19 protein-coding genes and 1 riboswitch are annotated in these 19,783 nt (G+C 63.1%); of the genes, 12 read left to right on the top strand and 7 right to left on the bottom strand.

The window, feature by feature from the left end; translation table 11 throughout:
* Positions 1–7 precede the first annotated feature (7 nt).
* A riboswitch (FMN riboswitch) is annotated at positions 8–160 on the bottom strand.
* A gap of 71 nt (positions 161–231) precedes the next feature.
* The 3 genes from gloA to NX775_RS10010 all read right to left on the bottom strand — a co-directional run bounded on the left by gloA (position 232) and on the right by NX775_RS10010 (position 1,512).
* The gene (gene gloA / locus NX775_RS10020; RefSeq protein ID WP_258835858.1) at positions 232–645 is read right to left on the bottom strand and encodes a lactoylglutathione lyase; all 414 of its coding nucleotides are present in this window, start codon (positions 643–645) and stop codon (positions 232–234) included.
* A gap of 93 nt (positions 646–738) precedes the next feature.
* Positions 739–1,170 (bottom strand): OsmC family protein, encoded by a 432-nt coding sequence (locus tag NX775_RS10015; protein WP_258835857.1) that lies wholly within the window; start codon positions 1,168–1,170, stop codon positions 739–741.
* Positions 1,171–1,173: 3 nt separating this feature from the next.
* Positions 1,174–1,512 (bottom strand): hypothetical protein, encoded by a 339-nt coding sequence (locus NX775_RS10010; protein WP_258835856.1) that lies wholly within the window; start codon positions 1,510–1,512, stop codon positions 1,174–1,176.
* Positions 1,513–1,656: 144 nt separating this feature from the next.
* Here NX775_RS10010 and NX775_RS10005 point away from each other — a divergent pair, with 144 nt between their 5' ends.
* From NX775_RS10005 to NX775_RS09960, 10 genes are all read left to right on the top strand, one after another.
* Positions 1,657–2,544, top strand: coding sequence for a DUF3667 domain-containing protein (locus NX775_RS10005; protein ID WP_258835855.1), 888 nt, complete (start codon positions 1,657–1,659; stop codon positions 2,542–2,544).
* Between the two features lie 130 nt (positions 2,545–2,674).
* Positions 2,675–3,577 carry an NAD kinase gene (locus NX775_RS10000; RefSeq protein WP_258835854.1) on the top strand — a complete coding sequence of 301 codons (903 nt, stop codon included), beginning with the start codon at positions 2,675–2,677 and terminating at the stop codon, positions 3,575–3,577.
* A gap of 76 nt (positions 3,578–3,653) precedes the next feature.
* Positions 3,654–5,318: a DNA repair protein RecN gene (gene recN / locus NX775_RS09995; protein WP_258835853.1), complete on the top strand. Its 1,665-nt coding sequence runs from the start codon at positions 3,654–3,656 to the stop codon at positions 5,316–5,318.
* Positions 5,319–5,394: 76 nt separating this feature from the next.
* A complete protein-coding gene (locus tag NX775_RS09990; RefSeq protein WP_183556081.1) occupies positions 5,395–5,823 on the top strand; it encodes an organic hydroperoxide resistance protein in 429 nt (142 codons plus the stop codon).
* Between the two features lie 147 nt (positions 5,824–5,970).
* Positions 5,971–7,080: a ferrochelatase gene (gene hemH, locus NX775_RS09985; RefSeq protein ID WP_258835852.1), complete on the top strand. Its 1,110-nt coding sequence runs from the start codon at positions 5,971–5,973 to the stop codon at positions 7,078–7,080.
* Between the two features lie 196 nt (positions 7,081–7,276).
* Positions 7,277–7,840, top strand: a complete 564-nt coding sequence (gene grpE, locus NX775_RS09980; protein WP_183556083.1) for a nucleotide exchange factor GrpE — start codon at positions 7,277–7,279, stop codon at positions 7,838–7,840.
* Between the two features lie 93 nt (positions 7,841–7,933).
* Positions 7,934–9,886 carry a molecular chaperone DnaK gene (dnaK, locus tag NX775_RS09975; protein ID WP_183556084.1) on the top strand — a complete coding sequence of 651 codons (1,953 nt, stop codon included), beginning with the start codon at positions 7,934–7,936 and terminating at the stop codon, positions 9,884–9,886.
* Positions 9,887–9,993: 107 nt separating this feature from the next.
* The gene (gene dnaJ / locus NX775_RS09970; RefSeq protein ID WP_183556085.1) at positions 9,994–11,121 is read left to right on the top strand and encodes a molecular chaperone DnaJ; all 1,128 of its coding nucleotides are present in this window, start codon (positions 9,994–9,996) and stop codon (positions 11,119–11,121) included.
* Positions 11,122–11,295: 174 nt separating this feature from the next.
* Entirely contained in the window at positions 11,296–11,994 is a 699-nt protein-coding gene (gene can, locus NX775_RS09965) for a carbonate dehydratase (protein ID WP_258836003.1), read from the top strand.
* Positions 11,957–12,352: a nucleotide pyrophosphohydrolase gene (locus NX775_RS09960; RefSeq protein WP_258836002.1), complete on the top strand. Its 396-nt coding sequence runs from the start codon at positions 11,957–11,959 to the stop codon at positions 12,350–12,352. The genes can and NX775_RS09960 overlap by 38 nt, the downstream gene beginning before the upstream one ends.
* A 13-nt stretch (positions 12,353–12,365) precedes the next feature.
* On the opposite strand, the gene gabD is transcribed toward NX775_RS09960, so the two are convergent.
* On the bottom strand, positions 12,366–13,820 hold the full coding sequence (gene gabD, locus NX775_RS09955; protein WP_258835851.1) for an NADP-dependent succinate-semialdehyde dehydrogenase: 1,455 nt from the start codon (positions 13,818–13,820) through the stop codon (positions 12,366–12,368).
* A gap of 251 nt (positions 13,821–14,071) precedes the next feature.
* Here gabD and NX775_RS09950 point away from each other — a divergent pair, with 251 nt between their 5' ends.
* Complete coding sequence (locus NX775_RS09950) at positions 14,072–14,842, top strand: gamma-glutamyl-gamma-aminobutyrate hydrolase family protein (protein WP_258835850.1); 771 nt, start codon at positions 14,072–14,074, stop codon at positions 14,840–14,842.
* Between the two features lie 55 nt (positions 14,843–14,897).
* Positions 14,898–16,268 (top strand): glutamine synthetase family protein, encoded by a 1,371-nt coding sequence (locus NX775_RS09945; protein ID WP_183556091.1) that lies wholly within the window; start codon positions 14,898–14,900, stop codon positions 16,266–16,268.
* A 90-nt stretch (positions 16,269–16,358) separates the two neighbouring features.
* Here NX775_RS09945 and NX775_RS09940 read toward each other — a convergent pair whose 3' ends face one another.
* From NX775_RS09940 to NX775_RS09930, 3 genes are all read right to left on the bottom strand, one after another.
* Complete coding sequence (locus NX775_RS09940) at positions 16,359–17,801, bottom strand: high affinity choline transporter 1 (protein WP_258835849.1); 1,443 nt, start codon at positions 17,799–17,801, stop codon at positions 16,359–16,361.
* Between the two features lie 76 nt (positions 17,802–17,877).
* Positions 17,878–18,618, bottom strand: a complete 741-nt coding sequence (locus NX775_RS09935; RefSeq protein ID WP_258835848.1) for a LytR/AlgR family response regulator transcription factor — start codon at positions 18,616–18,618, stop codon at positions 17,878–17,880.
* Complete coding sequence (locus NX775_RS09930; protein WP_258835847.1) at positions 18,615–19,676, bottom strand: sensor histidine kinase; 1,062 nt, start codon at positions 19,674–19,676, stop codon at positions 18,615–18,617. Before NX775_RS09930 ends, NX775_RS09935 begins: the two co-directional genes overlap by 4 nt.
* Positions 19,677–19,783: the final 107 nt, after the last annotated feature.

Below are 19,783 nucleotides of genomic sequence, written 5' to 3'. Positions count from 1 at the left end.
TGAACGCGCACATCTTCTTTCATCCGGACTATACCGTCGGCTCTGGCATCGCACCAGATCTGCTGACCCTGCCCGGCATGATGCCGGGCAGGCGCTCGCGGGCTCGACCGTTGCTGGTCATACCGCCGGTGGGGAATCGCACCCCGCCCCGAAGACGTAATTTTGTAGTTGCCTGCAGGATGCAGGCGCGGCGATTGTAGCAGCGCCGCGCGATCCCTGCAGGCGGCAGGCTTACTTGCTCAGGCCGCCACCGCTGGCATTGTCGGCGCGTTCGATCAGCTCGACCTTGTAGCCGTCCGGATCGGTAATGAAGGCGATCACCGTGGTGCCGCCCTTGACCGGGCCTGGCTCGCGCGAGATGTTGCCGCCGGCTGCACGCACCTGGTCGCAGGTCGCGTAGATGTCAGCAGTCGAGATGGCGATGTGGCCGTAGGCCGTGCCCATGTCGTAGCTGTCGGTGCCCCAGTTATAGGTCAGCTCGAGTTCGGCATGATCGGGATTGCTGCCGTAGCCCAGGAAGGCCAGGCTGTATTTGTATTCGGCGTTCTCGCTCGTGCGCAGCAGTTTCATGCCCAGCACGGTGGTGTAGAAGTCGATGGAGCGTTGCAGGTCGCCGACCCTCAACATGGTATGCAGGATGCGCATCGTGTGTGCCTTATATGGTTCGGAAAGACCGTCATTTTATGCCTTTGACAGTTTCCTTGCCGGACAGGGCCCGATGCGCATCCAATCCTGCTATCAGTTCTCGAGCTTGGCGTCGAGCGTGATGGTGGCGTTCAGTAGCTTCGAGACCGGGCAGTTTTCCTTTGCCGTGGTCGCTGCCTTGTCGAAGGCTTCCTGGCTCGCGCCCGGGATCTTCGCGCGCAGTTCGAGGTGGATCGCCGTGATGGAGAAGCCGCCTTCGACTTTTTCCATCGACACGGTGGCCTTGGTGCGCAGTTCGTCGGCGGTCAGGCCGGCCTGACCGAGCTGGCCCGACAGCGCCATCGTGAAGCAGCCTGCGTGCGCCGCACCGATCAGTTCTTCAGGGTTGGTGCCTGGTGCATCTTCAAAGCGGGTATTGAAGCCATATGGCTGGTCCTTCAGTGCGCCGCTACCGGTCGACACCTGGCCCTTGCCATCCTTGATGCCACCACTCCATACGGCGCTGCCGTCGCGTTTGATTGTCATGTCTTAATTCCTTTCGTTGGTGTTGTCAGTGTCGTCGTCTTTTGCCTCGGGCGCCGGTTCGGCCTCGTGGTCGCGCATGTCGCGATGGCGGTCCGGCAGCGGGGTGGCCTGGCCACTCGCGCCCGGTGCGGCGTTGACCGCCTCGGAAATGCCCGGCGTGCCGCGTGCTTCGGTGTCGATCAGGCCTTGTTCGAGGTCGCTGGCGGCCTGCTTCATGATGCCGCGTGGCTCGGTATCCTGACCATCCGGCGTTTCATCGCGTTCGTGCGGCTCGCGTTTGACGCCATCGTTGCCCATCGGTTCGTCCGTATTCACGGCGCGGTCTTTTGCATTGGTCGCCATGGCGATCTCCTTTTGTATTTTCGTCATCCTCATCCTAACTGCCCACGCCCAAAACGGTCGCTCAATTGAACTTTGTAAATATGATGCTTTTTTGCAATTACATGGCTAAGATAGGATCATGAACGTGTTGACGAAAGATGCACCGTGACGCCTGACACCCTGCCGCAGCACGCCACCTCGGTTTGCAAGAACTGTAGTGCCGCCACCAGCGGCCACTATTGCCACGAGTGCGGTCAGGCCACGCAGCTGCACGTGCCGAGCGCGCGCGAGTTTCTGCACGAATTCATCGCGCATTACGTGGCGCTCGAAGGCGCGCTGTGGAAGTCGCTTGGCGGGCTGATCTTCAAGCCGGGTTTTCTCACCTGCGAATACATCGAAGGTCGGCGCACGCGTTACCTGCAGCCGCTGCGCCTGTATCTGACGTTCAGCATCATCTTTTTTGCGCTGTTCAAGTTCAGCGGGATGGAAGTAATCAATCTCGGCGAAGAGATTCCACCGTCGGCCGTCGTCGTGTCCGATGACAGGAAACAGGCACCTGCATCTGGCACTGAATTCAACCGCGCCGTCGCGCCACTCGTGACTGGCGCCGGATCCTTCAACGCCACCCTGGGCCAGAAGGTCCAGCACTTCCTCGACCTGCCGCGGCGCGATCAGGAAGTGGCGCTCAAGGGGGCATTCTTCAGCTACACGCCGTATGCGGTATTTGCACTGATGCCGGTGTTCGCCTTTTACCTGCGGATCCTGTACGTGCGCACGGGACGCCGCTATGGCGAGCATTTCCTGTTTGCGCTGCACACCAATGCGTTTGCCTTCCTGATGTTCAGCGTGCTGCTGACGCTGCCGCCAATGCTGGACTTTCTGGAGATGCCACTGTCGCTGTGGCTGCTGTTGTATCTGCCGCTGGCGATGCACAGGGTGTATGGCGGCGCGCGCCTGGCCACCGGCCTGCGCTGGATCGTGCTGAGCCTGCTTCATGTGCTGAGCCTGATCCTGGCGGTGATGGTTGCCATGGGCGCGGCACTGGTGGGCTGAACTTGCGGGACCGGGGCGGCGACCGGTATACTGTGCATCTGTACAGTGTTTGCCGAGCGCTGCTATGGCAGCCGCAGGAATTATCGGTTAATCTCCAGCGTGTTGTTAACCTACTACTGCCGAGATCGCTATGCCCGCTTCGCCCCAACCGCAACAGATCATCGCGCTCGTGGTGCGGCATAACACGCCAGGCGTCGAAGAGCCGGTCAGCCGCATCCGTGATTTCCTGGCCGGGGCCGGCTACCGCGTCGTGTTCGAGGCCGATACCGCAGCCAATCTCGCGCTCGACAATCTCGAATCGATGACCGTGGCCGAGATCGGCGACCAGGCGCAGATCGGCATTGTCCTCGGTGGCGACGGCACCATGCTCGGCATTGCGCGCCAGCTGGCCGAATACGCTATCGCCCTCATCGGCATCAACCTGGGGCGCCTGGGCTTCATCACCGACATCGCGCTGGACGACATGCTGCCCCAACTGAGCAACATCCTGGAAGGCCGCGCGCGGCGCGAAGAGCGCACGCTGCTCGAGGCACGCGTGATGCGCGACGGCGTGCTGATCTTTTCCAGCGTGGCCGTCAACGACGTGGTCGTGGCGCGCGGCACCGGCGCCGGCATGGTTGAACTCAAACTGAGCGTCGACGGTCAATTCATGTACAACCAGCGCTCGGACGGCCTGATCGTCTCCACGCCCACCGGCTCGACGGCGTACGCGCTGTCGGCCGGCGGGCCATTGCTGCATCCGAGTCTGGGCGGCACGGTGCTGGTGCCGATCGCGCCGCATGCGCTGTCGAACCGGCCGATCGTGGTGCCCGACACGAGCGAGATCGTCGTCGAGCTGGTCAGCGGGCGCGACATCAGCGTGAACTTCGACATGCAGACCTTCACGAGCCTGCAACTGGGCGACCAGATCGTGATCTCGCGCTCGCCGCACACGATCACGTTCCTGCATCCACTCGACTGGAGCTACTACCACACGCTGCGCCAGAAGCTGCACTGGAACGAGTACCCCACCAACGACGGCAGGCTCAAGTAAGCTATCCATCGCAGCCGCCCGCATTTGCTACAGAATCGCCAAAGAATCGCCCTAACCGCCGGAGACCCGATTTTTCATGCTGCGCACACTTACCATCCGCGACTTCGTCATCGTCGACGCCATCGAACTGGAATTCTCGAACGGCTTCTCGGTGTTCACCGGCGAAACCGGCGCCGGCAAGTCGATCCTGATCGATGCGCTGCAGCTGGCGCTGGGCGGCCGCGGCGACGCCAGCATGGTGCGCGAAGGCGCTGCCAAAGCCGACATCACCGCTGATTTCGCACCGACCGAAGTGGCGCGTGTCTGGCTGGCCGAACACGAGTTCAGCGCCGACGAGGGCGGGGCGCTGCTGCGCCGCGTGATCGACAACGCCGGCCGCTCCAAGGGCTATATCAACGGCGTTGCGGCCACGGCGGCGCAACTGCGCGAGCTGGGCGACCTGCTGGTCGACATCCATGGTCAGCACGCGCACCAGAGCCTGCTCAAGCCCGACGCCCAGCGCGCGCTGCTCGACAACCAGATCGGCGTGCGCGATCCGGCTGCGCGTATCGAAGCGCAGGAAGTGTCGCAAGCCTGGCGCACCTGGCGCGCACTGGTGCGCCAGCGCGAAGAATACGAAGCCGATGCCAAGAACGTGCTGATCGAGCGCGAGCGCCTCGAGTGGCAAGTGGCCGAACTCGACAAGCTGGCCCCGAAGGCCGGCGAGTGGCTCGACATCGGCAACGAGCACAGCCGCCTGTCGCATGCCGCCACGCTGCTCGAAGGCGCGCAGGAAGCGCTGGCGGCCATCTCCGAATCCGACCATCCGATCCTGTCGCAACTGTCGGCGCTCAACGCCAAGCTGGGCAAGCTGGTCGACGTCGATACGCAGCTGCAGTCGGTGCTCGACTGCATGGAGCCGGCGCGCATCCAGCTGCAGGAAGCGGTGTCCGAACTGAACACGTATATCGACAAGGTCGAGCTCGACCCGGCGCGCCTGCGCGAAGTCGACGCGCGCATGGAAGCGCTGCACACGGCCGCGCGCAAGTACCGCGTCACGCCCGAAGAACTGCCGGACGAACACGCGCTGCTGGCCACCAAGCTGCGTCAATTAGCCGACGCCACCGACATCGACGGCCTGCGCAAGCAGGAAGAAAAGGCCGAAGCGGCGTACATGGACGTAGCCGGGCGCCTGTCAGTGCGGCGCGCGGCAGCGGCGCAGGAGCTGGGCACGCAGGTCACGGCGGCGATGCAAGAGCTGAGCATGAGCGGCGGCAGCTTCGCCATCGGCCTGAACCGCGGCGAGCCGGGCGCGCATGGCCTGGAGCACATTGAATTTCTGGTGGCTGGCCACGCGGGCGTCGTGCCGCGCGCGCTGGCCAAGGTCGCCTCGGGCGGCGAGCTGGCGCGCATCTCGCTGGCGATCTCGGTCATCACGTCGAATGCGACGACGGTGCCGACGCTGATTTTTGACGAAGTCGACACCGGCATCGGCGGCGGCGTGGCCGAGGTGGTGGGGCGCCTGCTCAAGCGCCTGGGCCAGCAACGCCAGGTGCTGTGCGTGACGCACTTGCCGCAGGTGGCCAGCCAGGCGAACCAGCACTTCCAGGTGGCCAAGGGCACGACCGACGCCGGCCGCACGGTCTCGCGCATCGACGTGCTCGACAAGCGCGCGCGGGTCGAGGAAGTGGCGCGCATGCTGGGCGGCATCGAGATTACTGAGACCACGCGCAAGCATGCAAGGGAGTTGCTGGCGTCGTGATGGCTTGCATGCGCGGGCCCCGGGTGTTTTTGTGGCACAGTAAACACCCCCATCAACCACTCCGGAAGGAACTCGCATGAGCATCGAAAAAGTCCTGTATCGCGCACAAGCCACGTCGCAAGGCGGCCGTGAAGGCACGTCGAAAAGTTCGGATGGCGCACTGGACGTGACCCTGTCCACGCCGAAGGAACTGGGCGGCGGTGGCGGCGCGGGCACCAATCCCGAGCAGCTGTTTGCAGCCGGTTACTCGGCTTGCTTCCTGGGCGCGCTGAAATTTGTCGCGGGCCAGGCCAAGGTCACGCTGCCGGCCGACCTGACCATCACCGGCGACGTCGGCATCGGCCAGATCCCGACCGGCTTTGGCATCGAAGTCGACCTGTCCATCAAGGGCCCGGGCATGGACCAGGCCCAGTTGCAGGAGCTGGTGGACAAGGCCCACATCGTGTGCCCGTACTCGAACGCCACTCGCAACAACATCGACGTGCGCCTGCACGTGAGCACCTGATTCTGATCCTGACCTCGCGCTAGCCTTGCCGGTCCGTGGCTCGAACACCACGGACCGGCAACCCAAAGCGCGCTGACCCGCTGTTGGGTCCTGCGGGCAGGACATGCCAGACTTATAATGGCCAGATCCTGTCCTCACTACGCCTCCATGTCATTTCGCCCTGAACCGCCTTACACCCACGGTACCATCCCGCGCAGCGCAGTCCTGCTGGTTAATCTCGGCACACCTGACGAGCCCACGCGTGGCAAGGTGCGCAGCTATTTGAAGCAGTTCCTGTCCGATCCGCGCGTGGTCGAGGTGCCGCGCCTGGTCTGGTGGTGCATCCTGCACCTGATCATTCTGCCTTTCCGCTCGGGCCAGTCGGCCGCGAAATACCGCACGATCTGGACCCGCGACGGTTCGCCCCTGCGCGTGAACACGGCCCTGCAGGCGACGCGCCTGCAAGCGATGCTGACCGAGCGCGGCCACGAAGACGTGAGCGTGGCGATGGCAATGCGCTACGGCTCGCCATCGATGCCCGAGGTGCTTGATCGCCTGAAAGAGGAGGGCGTCGACCGCATCGTCGTGCTGCCCGCCTACCCGCAATATTCCGGCACCACCACCGCCTCGATCTGGGATGCCGTGTTCCAGCACTATGCGAAGGTGCGCAACATCCCCGAGCTGCGCTTGGTAAAGCACTACCACGACCACGAAGGCTATATCCACGCGCTGCGCGACAACGTGCTGGCGCACTGGGACAACCATGGCCGCGGCCAGAAGCTGGTGATGAGTTTTCACGGCGTGCCCAAGCGTACCCTGCTGCTGGGCGACCAGTATCACTGCGAGTGCTACAAGACCGCGCGCCTCCTGGCGACCGCGCTCGACCTGTCGCAGGACGAGTACATGGTCACGTTCCAGTCGCGCTTCGGCAAGGCCGAGTGGCTGCAGCCGTACACCGCGCCGACCGTCGCGCAACTGGCGCGCGATGGCCTCGAGCGCATCGACATGATTTGCCCGGGCTTTACCAGCGACTGCCTGGAAACCCTGGAAGAAATCTCGATGGAAGTGCGCCATGATTTCGAAGCGGCCGGCGGCAAGGAGTTTCATTACATCCCGTGCCTGAACGCATCGCCAGCCTGGATTCGTGGCCTGGCCGAAATCGCCGAGCAGCACCTGATCGGCTGGCCGACCATCCTCACGCCGGCGCAGCGCGAAGCGCGCCGCATCGATGCCGAACGTGGCGCCGCGCGCGCCAAGAGCCTCGGCGCTCCCAACTAGTTCATACCGACTTGCCTGTTGACAACCTGCTAAAATAGCGGGTTGTTGGCGCTGCAGGGCCGCATTTGCCTGAATTTCAGATGGCTTTCCTGCAATTCCCCTTGTAATTGTAGGAGATCGCCCCATCTGGTGCGCTGTGTATCAATCAGGATACGTTTTTAAATCAGCCAAGTCCTTGATTCCAGGAGTTTTTCCGATGCAAGACCAAGAAAACAAAGAGATGAGCAACGAGCAGGATGTACAGGCGCCTGGCGCTGACATCAACGATGGTGCTACCGCTGGCGCCGCGCAGGCGGGTACGCCGGGCCTCGAAGAACAACTGAGCGCCACCGAAGCCAAGCTGGCCGAGATGCACGACGCCTTCATGCGCGCCAAGGCCGACGCGGAAAACATCCGCCGCCGCGCCCAGGAAGACGTCAGCAAGGCCCACAAATTTGCGATCGAAAGCTTCGCCGAGGCCATGGTGCCGGTGCGCGACAGCCTGGAGATGGCACTGAAGGTCGAAGCGCCGACGGTCGAATCGATCAAGGAAGGCGTCGAGATGACGCTCAAGCAGCTCACCAGCGCGTTCGAAAAGAACCGCCTGGTCGAGGTGCTGCCGCAAGTGGGCGACAAGCTGGATCCGAACAAGCACCAGGCCGTTGCCGTGGTGCCGGCGGAGCAGGAAGCCAATACCGTGGTCACCGTGCTGCAAAAGGGTTACATGATCGCCGACCGCCTGCTGCGGCCAGCCATCGTGACGGCAGCAGCACCAAAATAAGAATGGCCGCGTGCCGCGTAATGCTCTTGAAAGCACGCCGTTTTTCCCAATATTGAATCCATCAGAAACTCAGCATATAAAAAGGAATACATCATGGGCAGAATTATCGGTATCGACCTTGGCACCACGAACTCGTGCGTGGCCATCATGGAAAACGGTCAGCCAAAAGTGATCGAGAACGCCGAAGGCGCGCGTACCACGCCATCGATCATCGCTTACCAGGAAGACGGCGAGATCCTCGTCGGCGCGCCGGCCAAGCGCCAGGCAGTGACCAACCCGAAGAACACGCTGTTCGCCGTCAAGCGTCTCATCGGCCGCAAGTTCGATGAAAAAGAAGTACAAAAAGACATCTCGCTGATGCCATATGCCATCGTCAAGGCCGACAACGGCGACGCATGGGTTGGCGTGCGCGACAAGAAACTGGCTGCCCAGCAGATCTCGGCTGAAGTGCTGCGCAAAATGAAGAAGACCGCCGAGGACTACCTGGGCGAAGAAGTCACCGAAGCGGTCATCACCGTGCCGGCGTACTTCAATGACTCGCAGCGCCAGGCAACCAAGGATGCCGGCCGTATCGCGGGCCTGGACGTCAAGCGCATCATCAACGAGCCAACCGCTGCCGCACTGGCATTCGGCCTGGACAAGACCGACAAGGGCGACCGCAAGATCGCCGTGTATGACCTGGGCGGCGGCACGTTCGACGTCTCGATCATCGAAATCGCTGACGTCGATGGCGAAAAGCAGTTCGAAGTGCTGTCGACCAACGGCGACACCTTCCTGGGCGGCGAAGACTTCGACCAGCGCATCATCGATTACATCATCGACGAGTTCAAGAAGATCAACGGCCTCGACCTGTCGAAAGACGCGATCGCCCTGCAGCGCATCAAGGCCTCGGCCGAGCGCGCAAAGATCGAACTGTCGTCGTCGCAGCAGACCGAAATCAACGAGCCGTACATCGCCATGGCGAACGGCGCGCCGGTCCACCTGAACCTGAAGATGACCCGCGCCAAGCTCGAGTCGCTGGTGGAAGAGCTGATCATCAAGACGATCGAGCCATGCCGCATGGCCATCAAGGATGCCGGCGTCAAGGTTTCGGACATCGACGACATCATCCTGGTCGGCGGTATGACCCGTATGCCGAAGGTGCAGGAGAAGGTGAAAGAATTCTTCGGCAAGGAAGCACGCAAGGACGTCAATCCGGACGAAGCCGTCGCTGTCGGCGCTGCGATCCAGGGTTCGGTCCTGTCGGGCGAGCGCAAGGATCTGCTGCTGCTGGACGTGACGCCACTGTCGCTGGGTATCGAAACCCTGGGCGGCGTGATGACCAAGATGATCCACAAGAACACCACGATCCCGACCAAGTTCTCGCAGGTGTTCTCGACTGCCGACGACAACCAGCCGGCCGTGACCATCAAGGTGTTCCAGGGTGAGCGTGAAATCGCGGCCGGTAACAAGGGCCTGGGCGAGTTCAACCTGGAAGGCATCCCGCCAGCATCGCGTGGCACGCCACAGATCGAAGTGACCTTCGACATCGACGCCAACGGCATTCTGCACGTCGGCGCGAAAGACAAGGCCACCGGCAAAGAGAACAAGATCACCGTCAAGGCGAACTCGGGTCTGACGGAAGAAGAAATCCAGAAGATGGTCAAGGACGCCGAGCTGAACGCCGAAGAAGACAAGAAGGTCAAGGAAATGGCGGAAGCGCGCAACCAGGGCGACGCTCTGGTGCACTCGACCCGCAAATCGCTGACCGAATACGGCGACAAGCTGGAAGCCGGTGAGAAAGAGCAGATCGAAGCGGCAATCACCGACCTCGAAGGCGCGATCAAGAGCGGCGACAAGGCGGACATCGATGCCAAGACTGCAGCACTGTCGAGCGCGTCGCAGAAGCTGGGCGAGAAGATGTACGCCGACATGCAGGCGCAGCAGGCTGGTGGTGCTGGCGCGGCCGGTGGCCCTGGCGCCGGTGCAGCCGGTGGCGAGCAGTCGGGCAAGCAGGACGACGACGTTGTCGACGCCGACTTCAAGGAAGTGAAAGACGCGAAGTAAGCGTCTCCGGCGCGAAGGCTTGATGCCTTCGCGTACAGGCCGAGCCGACACCTTTCAGGTACTCGGCTCGGTTTTTTTGGTTTAAAGAATTCATTTAGGTGCCGACCATGGCGAAGCGTGATTTTTACGAGATCCTTGGGGTCGCAAAGGGTGCGTCGGAAGACGAGATCAAGAAGTCTTATCGCAAGCTTGCGATGAAGTTCCACCCTGACCGCAATCCGGACAACAAGGAAGCGGAAGAGAAGTTCAAGGAGGTCAAAGAGGCCTACGAGATGCTGACCAACCCGGAGAAGCGCGAAGCGTATGACCGTTACGGTCACGCTGGCGTCGATCCGAACAGCGGTATGGGCGGCATGGGCGGCGGCGCCGGTGGTTTCGGCGATGCGTTCGGCGACATCTTCGGCGACATCTTTGGCGGTGGCCGTGGCGGCCGTAGTGCCGGCCCGCAGGTGTACCGCGGCGCCGACCTGCGCTACAACCTCGAGATCACGCTGGAACAGGCCGCTCACGGCTTCGACACGACGATCCGCGTGCCGAGCTGGGACAAGTGCGACACCTGCCACGGCAGCGGCGCCAAGCCGGGCACCCAGCCTGTTACCTGTACCACTTGCGCCGGTCACGGCCAGGTACGCATGCAGCAGGGCTTCTTCAGCGTCCAGCAGACCTGCCCGAAATGCCATGGCAGCGGCAAGATCATCCCCGAGCCGTGCGCGGCCTGCGGCGGCGCCGGACGCATCAAGCGCAACAAGACGCTGGAAGTGAAGATCCCGGCCGGTATCGACAACGGCATGCGCATCCGCTCGTCGGGCAATGGCGAACCGGGTACGAATGGCGGGCCGGCAGGCGACCTGTATGTGGAGATCCACATCAAGCCGCACACCGTGTTCCAGCGCGAAGGCGACGACCTGCACTGCGAAATGCCGATCTCGTTCTCGAAAGCGGCCCTGGGCGGCGAAATCGAAGTGCCAACCCTGACCGGCAAGGTGTCGTTCACGGTGCCTGAAGGCACCCAGACCGGCAAGACCTTCCGCCTCAAGGGCAAGGGCATCAAGAACGTGCGTTCGGGCTACACGGGCGATCTGTTCTGCCACGTGATCGTCGAGACGCCGGTCAAGCTGACTGACAAGCAGAAGGACATGCTGCGCGAGTTCGAACGCCTGACGATCGAAGGCGGCGCCAAGCACAGCCCGCAGAGCAAGGGCTGGATGGACAAGGTCAAGGACTTCTTCGAGTAAGTCTACTTACCGCTGAACGGCGCCAAGCCTTCAGCGGTTTTTTTTTGCCTGTTCGGTTGGCCCGCCAACACGGTTATACTCCCCCTGTTTCGAGACCTACCCGCCATTGAAGCCTGCTCCAGAACAGGCCTGGCAACGCCCCTTCTGGGACGGTAACAAGCACAAGGAACCATGATGGACAAATACAAGACCAAGGGATTGACCGCGGCAGAGCTGTTCGAACGCAACCGGACGTGGGCAGCCACGATGGTGGCCGAGGACCCGAACTTCTTCAAGGCGCTGTCGGAACAGCAGGCGCCGGAATACCTGTGGATCGGCTGCTCGGACAGCCGCGTTCCTGCCAACGAATTGCTGGGCATGGCGCCGGGCGAACTGTTCGTACACCGCAATATCGCCAACGTCGTCGTGCATTCGGATTTGAATTGTCTGAGTGTGCTGCAGTTCGCCATCGACGTGCTGAAGGTCAAGCACATCATCATCTGCGGCCACTACGGCTGCTCGGGCGTGCACGCGGCGCTGACCGATGCGCGTGTGGGCCTGGCCGACAACTGGCTCGGCCACGTGCGCGACGTACGCGACAAGCACGGCAAATACCTGGGCCACGTGAGCGGCCGCGCCGCCACCAACCGCCTGGTCGAACTGAACGTGGCCGAGCAGGTCATGAACACGGCCCACACCACCATCGTGCGCGATGCGTGGGAGCGCGGCCAGCCATTGACCATCCACAGCTGGGTGTATGGCGTGCACGACGGCCTGCTGCGCGACCTGGGCATCACCGTGAGCAGCTTCGAAGAGATCGAGCCGAAGCTGCGCCGCGTGCTCGATGGCTACGTCGATGACGGCGTCGTGCGTGAAGAGCGGCGTGGACAGTGATCTGATGCGACTGCGCGCGCTAGTGCGCGCGTTTGTCGACGAGCGTGACTGGGATCAGTTCCACACGCCGAAGAACCTGGCCTCGGCCTTGACGGTCGAGGCGGCCGAGCTGCTGGAGCATTTCCAGTGGCTGCAGTCGGGCCGCGCCGATGAACTTGGCGCCGCTAAACTGGTCGAAGTGCGGCACGAGATGGCCGATGTGCTGGTGTATCTCGTGCGGCTGGCCGACAAGCTCGACGTCGACCTGGTCGCGGCGGTCGAAGAAAAGATGGTGCTCAACCGGGCGAAGTACCCGGCCGAGCTGGTGCGCGGCGATGCACGCAAGTACTACGAGTACAAAGAGTACAAAAAAACGTGATCGCCGGCGCCCCTTACATGCCGCCCATGCAGATGTATTTTACGACCAGGTAATCGTCCATCCCGTAGGTCGAGCCTTCACGCCCCAGGCCTGATTGCTTGACCCCGCCGAACGGCGCGACCTCGGTCGAAATGATGCCGGTATTGACTCCCACCATCCCGCTCTCGATCGCCTCGGCCACGCGCCAGACGCGGCCGATGTCGCGCGCATAGAAGTACGACGCCAGCCCGAACTCGGTGTCGTTGGCCATGGCGATCACTTCGTCTTCCGTCTTGAAGCGGAACAGTGGCGCCAGCGGGCCGAAGGTTTCTTCGCGCGCCACCAGCATGTCGGACGTCACATCGGTCAGCACCGTCGGCTCGAAGAAGCTGTGCCCCAGTGCGTGGCGTTTGCCGCCCAAGAACAGCTTGGCGCCCTTGGCCTGCGCATCCTCGATGTGCTGCTCGATCTTGCGCACGGCTTTTTCTTCGATCAGCGGGCCTTGCGTGACGCCTTCTTCGCGGCCATCACCCACCTTCAGTTTGCCCACCGCGACGGCAAGCTTGCGCGCGAATTCGTCGTACACGCCATCCTGCACGTACAGTCGGTTGGCGCAGACGCAGGTCTGCCCGGCATTGCGGAACTTCGAGGCGATCGCGCCCTCGACCGCCGCATCCAGATCGGCATCGTCGAACACGATGAACGGCGCATTGCCGCCCAGTTCGAGCGAAATCTTCTTGACCGTCGGCGCGCACTGTTCCATCAGCAGGCGGCCAACCGCAGTCGAGCCGGTAAAGCTCAGCTTGCGCACGAGCGGGTTGCCCGTCATCTCGCCACCGATGGCTTTCGAGTCGCCAATGACGACGCTGAACACGCCTTTCGGCACACCGGCACGCTCGGCCAGCACGGCCAGCGCCAGCGCTGACAGCGGCGTGAGTTCGGCCGGCTTCAAGACGATTGGGCAACCGGCGGCCAGCGCCGGCGCGACCTTGCGGGTGATCATCGCGGCCGGGAAGTTCCACGGCGTGATCGCGGCGCACACGCCGATCGGCTCCTTGGTCACGACGATGCGTTTATCGGGCCATGGCGAGGCCAGCGTCTCGCCGGCCACGCGCTTGGCTTCTTCGCCAAACCACTCGAAGTACGAGGCGGCGTAGGCCACTTCGCCTTTGGCCTCAGCCAGCGGCTTGCCTTGTTCCAGCGTCATCAGCAATGCCAGGTCGTCGGCGTTTTCCAGCATCAAATCGTTCCACTTGCGCAGGATCGCGGCGCGCTCTTTGGCGGGCAGTTTGCGCCACGCCGGCCAGGCGGCGTTGGCCGCATCGATGGCGCGCTTTGTTTCGGCAGCGCCCATGTGCGGCACGCTGGCCACGGTGTCGCCATTGGCGGGATTGATCACGGCGATGGTCTGGCCATCGTCGGCGTCGCACCAGGCGCCGCCAACAAAGGCTTGCTGGCGCAGCAGGGAAGGGTCTTTCAAATTCGGCATAGTGTCCTCGTCAATTCATGTCGAGCATCGGCTGCAGAGCGCGGATGCAAGCCGTCATGGTAGACCCATTTGCAAACGAACGTGCCGCCGTGCCCGATTCCTGCATACTGGGATTCTCGAAATTGTGATGACTTTTGGAAACGTGTGGGCTGCCTCAGCCGAATGAAGTTAAGCTTTTGACATGAAATTTCCCCCGCGCCCGACCCGTTGACTGCCTTGTGGTCGCGCGCCTCAAAGAGAAGGACAACACCATGCGCCCTATCGTAATCGTCCCCGCATGCACGCGTGATTTCGGCGAACATCCATATCACGCCGCCCAGCACAAGTATGTCGACGCCGTCACTCTGGGCGCCGATTGCGCCTCGCTGATCCTGCCATCGTCCGGCGAATCGCTGGACCTGGAAACCATCTTCGGCACGATCGACGGCATCATGCTGACCGGCTCGGCATCCAATGTGCATCCCAGCTACTACTCGGAAGAAGTGCTGGATCCAACGCTGCCACAAGACCCGGCGCGCGACCAGACCACCTTGCCCCTGATCCGCGAAGCGGTGCGCCGCGGTGTGCCGATCATCGCCATCTGCCGCGGCTTCCAGGAGATGAATGTGGCGCTCGGCGGCAGCCTGCACCAGGCGGTGCAGACGGTCGTGGGCAAGTTCGATCACCGCGAAAAAGCCGAGCTCGGCATGGATGAGCAATACGGCGACGCGCACAACGTCACGGTCACGCCCGGCGGCATGCTCGAGGGTATTCTCGGCGCGGCCGAGATTCCCGTGAACTCGCTGCACGGGCAGGGCGTCAATGAACTGGCGCCGGGCCTGTCGGTCGAAGCCGTGGCCGAAGACGGCCTGGTGGAAGCGTTCACCGTGTCAACGTCGCCCGGCTTCACGCTGGCCGTGCAATGGCATCCCGAGTGGCGCATCCAGCACAACCCGTACTCGATGAAGATGTTCCGCGCCTTTGGCGACGCCTGCCGCGCTTACCGCGAGCAACGCCTGACTGGCGACTCGCTGTTGAAATGACCCGGCGCGCCCGGCATGAAGCGGGCGCGCAATCGATTACCGATATGAGGCAATGATGGCAATACGTGAAAATTTCAGTTATACCGATATGGACGAGTGGCTCGATGCAAAGCGGGTCACCGAAATCGAATGCCTGGTGCCCGATCTGACCGGCGTTGCGCGTGGCAAGATCCTGCCGCGCGTGAAGTTCACCGACGACCGTGGCATGCGCCTGCCTGAAGTCGTGCTGGGCATGACCGTGACCGGCAACACGCCGGAACGTGACGACGCCTACGAGCGCGCCATCTCGAGCATCGACCGCGACATGATCCTCAAGGCCGACCCGACCACGATCACGATGGTGCCATGGGCCGTCGACCCGACCGCGCAAGTGATCCATGACTGCTATTACGCCGACGGCCGCCTGGTCGACTTCGCGCCGCGCAGCGTGCTGCGCCGCGTGCTCAAACTGTACGAGCAGCGCGGCTGGAAACCACTGGTGGCGCCGGAACTCGAGTTTTACCTGACGGCCAAGAACATCGATCCCGACCTGCCGCTGGTGCCGCCGATCGGCCGCAGCGGCCGTGCTGAAACCAGCCGCCAGGTCTACAGCATCGATGCGGTCAACGAGTTCGATCCGCTGTTTGAGGACATCTACGACTACTGCGAGCTGATGAACCTGGACGTCGACACGCTGATCCACGAGATCGGCGCCGGCCAGATGGAAATCAACTTCCAGCATGGCGAGCCGCTGGGCCTGGCCGACAAGGTGTTCTACTTCAAGCGCACGCTGCGCGAAGCAGCGCTCAAGCATGACATGTACGCGACCTTCATGGCCAAGCCGATGGCCAACGAGCCGGGTTCGGCGATGCACGTGCACCAGAGCGTGATCGATGGCGAAACGGGCAAGAACATCTTCAGCACCGAAGACGGCGCGCCGTCCGAGCTGTTCCACCACTATATTGGCGGCCTGCAGCGCTACATGCCATCGGCGATGGCGATCGTCGCGCCGTACGTGAACTCGTACCGCCGCATCGTGCGCCACACGGCTGCGCCGATCAATCTGCAGTGGGGGATCGACAACCGCACCGTGGGCATCCGGGTGCCGGTCTCGGGTTCGCAGGACCGGCGCGTGGAGAACCGCGTGATCGGGGCCGACGCCAACCCGTACCTGGCGCTGGCGATCACGCTGGCCTGCGGCTACCTGGGGATGGTGGAAGCGATCGAGCCATCAGCGATGGTCGAAGGCAGCGCCTACGACATGCCGGTGGACCTGCCGCAAGGGCTGTCCGAAGCCATCACGGTGCTGCGCCGCGAAGACCGCCTGCGCGACGTGCTGGGCGAGCGTTTCATTGACGTTTATACGGCGGTGAAAGACCTGGAGCACCAGGAGTTCATGCGGGTCATCAGCCCGTGGGAACGCGAGCATTTGCTGCTGCACGTTTGAGCGGACGATCGTTGAACCCGTCCACCCGACACATGAGATGATTGTCGACGTAGGGTGGACGGCTGTGCCGTCCACGCGTCCAGCGAAAGCTTACGCCGCCACTTCGCGGCGATTGACCAGCACCTGCGGCGCCAGCGACCCGACGACCATGCCGACAAACGCCATGATCAACCCGGCCAGTTGCCCCGGGAAATGCACGCCCCAGCCGGTGATCTGCTCAAAGAACAGCACCCACGTCAGCAAGCCGCCCGCGATCGACAGGATCGCACCCTGGGTCGTCGCGCGCTTCCAGTACAGGCCCATCACCAGCGGCACGAACGCCCCCACCAGCGGCACCTGATACGCGCTCGACACCAGCTCGTAAATCGACGTACCTTCCATCGCGATCGCATACAGTAGCACCAGCGTGGCAAAGATCACGATCGTCACGCGCATCGCCAGCAGTTGCTGGCGGTCGGTCATGCCGGGCCGGATGTTCTTGAGGATGTTCTCGACAAAACTCGTCGACGGCGCCAGCAGCGTGGCCGACGACGTGCTCTTGATTGCCGAGAGCAGGGCGCCGAAGAACAGGATCTGCATCACCAGCGGCATCTTGGTCATCACGAACGTCGGCAGCAGGCGCTGGTAGTCGTTCTGCGCGATCTCGAGCGCCTGGCTGCCCATCACCACCACTGCAGCGGCCACGATGAACATCGGCACGAAAGCAAACAGGATGTAGCTCACACCGCCGATCACGGCGCCGGTGCGCGCGGTTGGCGCGTCCTTGGCCGACATCACGCGCTGGAACACGTCCTGCTGCGGAATCGAGCCGAACATCATCGTCACGGCCGCAGCGATGAAGAACATGATGTCGGTAAAGCTCGGCTCGGGCCACACGCGCCACAGGTCGGCGTTCTGCACCATCGCCATCACGTTGCCGGCGCCACCGGCCAGGTCGGCCGCGAACCAGGCGATCACGCTCATACCCACGACCAGCACAATCATCTGGATGAAGTCCGTGATCGCCACCGCCAGGAAGCCGCCCACGACCACATAGATCAGCACCGTCAGCGTGCCGACGATCATGCCGGCCGCCGGCGACATCGCCCCGGCCGTCAGGACACTGAACACCAGGCCTAGCGCGGTGATCTGCGCGGCGACCCAGCCGAGATAACTCATGATGATCGCGACCGAGCAGAAAATCTCGATGCCCTTGCCGTAGCGCTGGCGGTAGTAGTCGCCGATCGTGAGCAGGTTGAGTTTATACAGCTTGGTGGCGAAGAACAGGCCCACCAGCACCAGGCACATGCCGGCCCCGAACGGGTCCTCGATTACGGCGTTCAGGCCGCCCTGCACGAACTTGGCCGGGATGCCCATCACCGTCTCGGCGCCGAACCAGGTCGCAAACGTGGTGGTGATCACCATGACCAGCGGCAGGCTGCGCCCGGCGACGGCAAAGTCGCTGGTGTTCTTGATCCGCGTGCCCGCCCACATGCCGAGAGCCAGCGTGCCGAGCAGATAGAGCACGACGAAGGTGATCAAAGTGAGGTTCATGCAGTAGGTGCTCCGAGGCCAGGGAAATTATGAGCGGAAAATTCCGCGATTATAAATCCGAAACCTGGCCGGCGGCCTAAATTGCCATCTCGCGCAACAGTCTGGATGCCTCGCGGTTGGCGCCAATGCAGGTCCCGTCGCGCATGAAGATCTGCAGTTGCGACTGGTCGTCGGCGCGCATCGATTCGACGAAGTCCAGATTCACCAGCGCCGAGCGGTGCACGCGGATGAAGCGCCGTGGATCGAGCTGCGCTTCGAGTTCCGACATCCCGATGCGCACCAGAAAATGCTGGCCGCGCGCGGCGATCACGGTGTACTTCGAATCGGCCTTCATGTATTCGATCTCGTGCGCCGCGAGCGGAAAAATGCGGCCACGGTCGCGCACCAGGATGCGATCGAGCAGCGCCGGCCCTGTGCTGGCGCGCACCAGCGCGCCTTCGATGGCCGCGCGTTCGGGCCGTGCACCATCGAGCAGGCGCGCCACGCTGTCGGCAAAGCGTGCCCGCGTGAACGGCTTGAGCAGGTAGTCGACCGCGTGCAGCTCAAACGCAGCCACCGCATAGTGATCGTAAGCGGTGGTGAAGACGATTTGCGGCAGGTAGTCGAGCTGGCGCAGCACCTCGAGCCCTGTCATCTCAGGCATCTGGATATCCATGAACACGACGTCGGGCCGCAGCGCCACGATACGCGCCAGCGCGCTCGCGCCATCGGCCGCTTCGCCCACCAGCCGCAGGCCCGGATGGGCGTAGATGGCGTCGCGCAGCACGTCGCGCGCGAGCGGCTCGTCTTCGGCGAAAAATACGGTCTTTGTGGTCATGGCGTCGTGGGCACGGTGACGCAGGCGGCAAAGCCGGCGCCGGGTTGGGAGTCGATGCGCAGCGCAGCGCGGCCGGCGTAGTCGAGGTCCAGGCGCCGGCCGATGGTGCGGATGCCCAGGCCGGGCGAGGCCTCGATCGTGGCCGCTGCGGCGCCAGGGCCATCGTCGCGGACCGTCACGCGCAGCAGGCCGGTCGCTGGTTCGCGCCGGCTCTCGATGCGCAGGATGCCATGGCGGGTGAACGGATTGAAGGCGTGCTTGATGCTGTTCTCGACCAGCGGCTGCAGGCTCAAAGCTGGCACCAGGCAATCGCCCAGATCCGGGTCGAGATCCCACTCGACCCGCAGGCGCTCGCCCAGGCGCAGGCTTTCCAGCTCCAGATAGTCGCGCACGAAATCGAGTTCGGCGTCCAGGGTGACGCGGTCGATGCCGGCGCGCTCGGTGTCGAGCACATAGCGCAGCATGTTCGAAAACTGGAACAGCGCCGTCTCGGCCGCCTCCGGATTGCGGCCGGTGAGGGCGATGATCGAGTGCAGGGTATTGAACAGGAAGTGCGGATTGAGCTTGCTGCGCAGCGCGCCCAGTTCGCTCGCCACCAGCAGCGTCTGCGCCTGCTGCGTGGCGAGGGCCTGGCGCTGGGTCGCGGCGTTGGCGCGCACCAGGTGAAACACGCCGGCCACCACGGCGTAGCTCATCATGTTGTACAGGAAGGGCCACAGGTGCCAGGACAGCGGATGGGGTGGCGGGTTCTGCGTCACGACCAGCACCGTGTGCGCGTAGGTGGCAAACGCCACTGCCGCCACGACGTGGATCACGAAGCGCTGCACGCCGGCGACGGCGCGCCGTTCGAAGCGGCCACTGAGCGGCCAGAGCAGGGCCAGCATCGCAGCCGATGGCGCAATGCTCACAAAGGCTCGCCAGAACAGGGATGGATCGAGCCGGCCTGCCAGCAGGGTGTCGGCCTGCATCACCAGTGCAATCACCAGCATGTAGCTCAGCCAGGCGGCGATGTACAGGCGCCACATCGGTGACAGTGAGGAATACTTGGTCGTGGTCATCTGTCGAGTATCGCGCAGAAAAACAGCGCTGCGGCGGGTCTTGCGCCGAAATGCGGGAATCCGGTGCGAACTGCAGGATTGCGTCGTCAGGACACAAATCACATCCT

This window comes from Massilia aurea, from assembly GCF_024753205.1.
GTDB classification, from domain to species: domain Bacteria; phylum Pseudomonadota; class Gammaproteobacteria; order Burkholderiales; family Burkholderiaceae_D; genus Telluria; species Telluria aurea.
This window is presented reverse-complemented; position numbering and strand designations above follow the sequence as displayed.

Coding starts and splice junctions, on each gene's coding strand:
- gabD (WP_258835851.1), bottom strand. CDS start 13,820: ATGCCGAATTTGAAAGACCCTTCCCTGCTGCGCCAGCAAGCCTTTGTT.
- NX775_RS09935 (WP_258835848.1), bottom strand. CDS start 18,618: ATGACCACAAAGACCGTATTTTTCGCCGAAGACGAGCCGCTCGCGCGC.
- gloA (WP_258835858.1), bottom strand. CDS start 645: ATGCGCATCCTGCATACCATGTTGAGGGTCGGCGACCTGCAACGCTCC.
- NX775_RS09960 (WP_258836002.1), top strand. CDS start 11,957: ATGACGGCGTCGTGCGTGAAGAGCGGCGTGGACAGTGATCTGATGCGA.
- dnaK (WP_183556084.1), top strand. CDS start 7,934: ATGGGCAGAATTATCGGTATCGACCTTGGCACCACGAACTCGTGCGTG.
- NX775_RS09940 (WP_258835849.1), bottom strand. CDS start 17,801: ATGAACCTCACTTTGATCACCTTCGTCGTGCTCTATCTGCTCGGCACG.
- NX775_RS10000 (WP_258835854.1), top strand. CDS start 2,675: ATGCCCGCTTCGCCCCAACCGCAACAGATCATCGCGCTCGTGGTGCGG.
- dnaJ (WP_183556085.1), top strand. CDS start 9,994: ATGGCGAAGCGTGATTTTTACGAGATCCTTGGGGTCGCAAAGGGTGCG.
- hemH (WP_258835852.1), top strand. CDS start 5,971: ATGTCATTTCGCCCTGAACCGCCTTACACCCACGGTACCATCCCGCGC.
- can (WP_258836003.1), top strand. CDS start 11,296: ATGGACAAATACAAGACCAAGGGATTGACCGCGGCAGAGCTGTTCGAA.
- NX775_RS09945 (WP_183556091.1), top strand. CDS start 14,898: ATGGCAATACGTGAAAATTTCAGTTATACCGATATGGACGAGTGGCTC.
- NX775_RS09950 (WP_258835850.1), top strand. CDS start 14,072: ATGCGCCCTATCGTAATCGTCCCCGCATGCACGCGTGATTTCGGCGAA.
- recN (WP_258835853.1), top strand. CDS start 3,654: ATGCTGCGCACACTTACCATCCGCGACTTCGTCATCGTCGACGCCATC.
- grpE (WP_183556083.1), top strand. CDS start 7,277: ATGCAAGACCAAGAAAACAAAGAGATGAGCAACGAGCAGGATGTACAG.
- NX775_RS10010 (WP_258835856.1), bottom strand. CDS start 1,512: ATGGCGACCAATGCAAAAGACCGCGCCGTGAATACGGACGAACCGATG.
- NX775_RS09990 (WP_183556081.1), top strand. CDS start 5,395: ATGAGCATCGAAAAAGTCCTGTATCGCGCACAAGCCACGTCGCAAGGC.
- NX775_RS10015 (WP_258835857.1), bottom strand. CDS start 1,170: ATGACAATCAAACGCGACGGCAGCGCCGTATGGAGTGGTGGCATCAAG.
- NX775_RS09930 (WP_258835847.1), bottom strand. CDS start 19,676: ATGACCACGACCAAGTATTCCTCACTGTCACCGATGTGGCGCCTGTAC.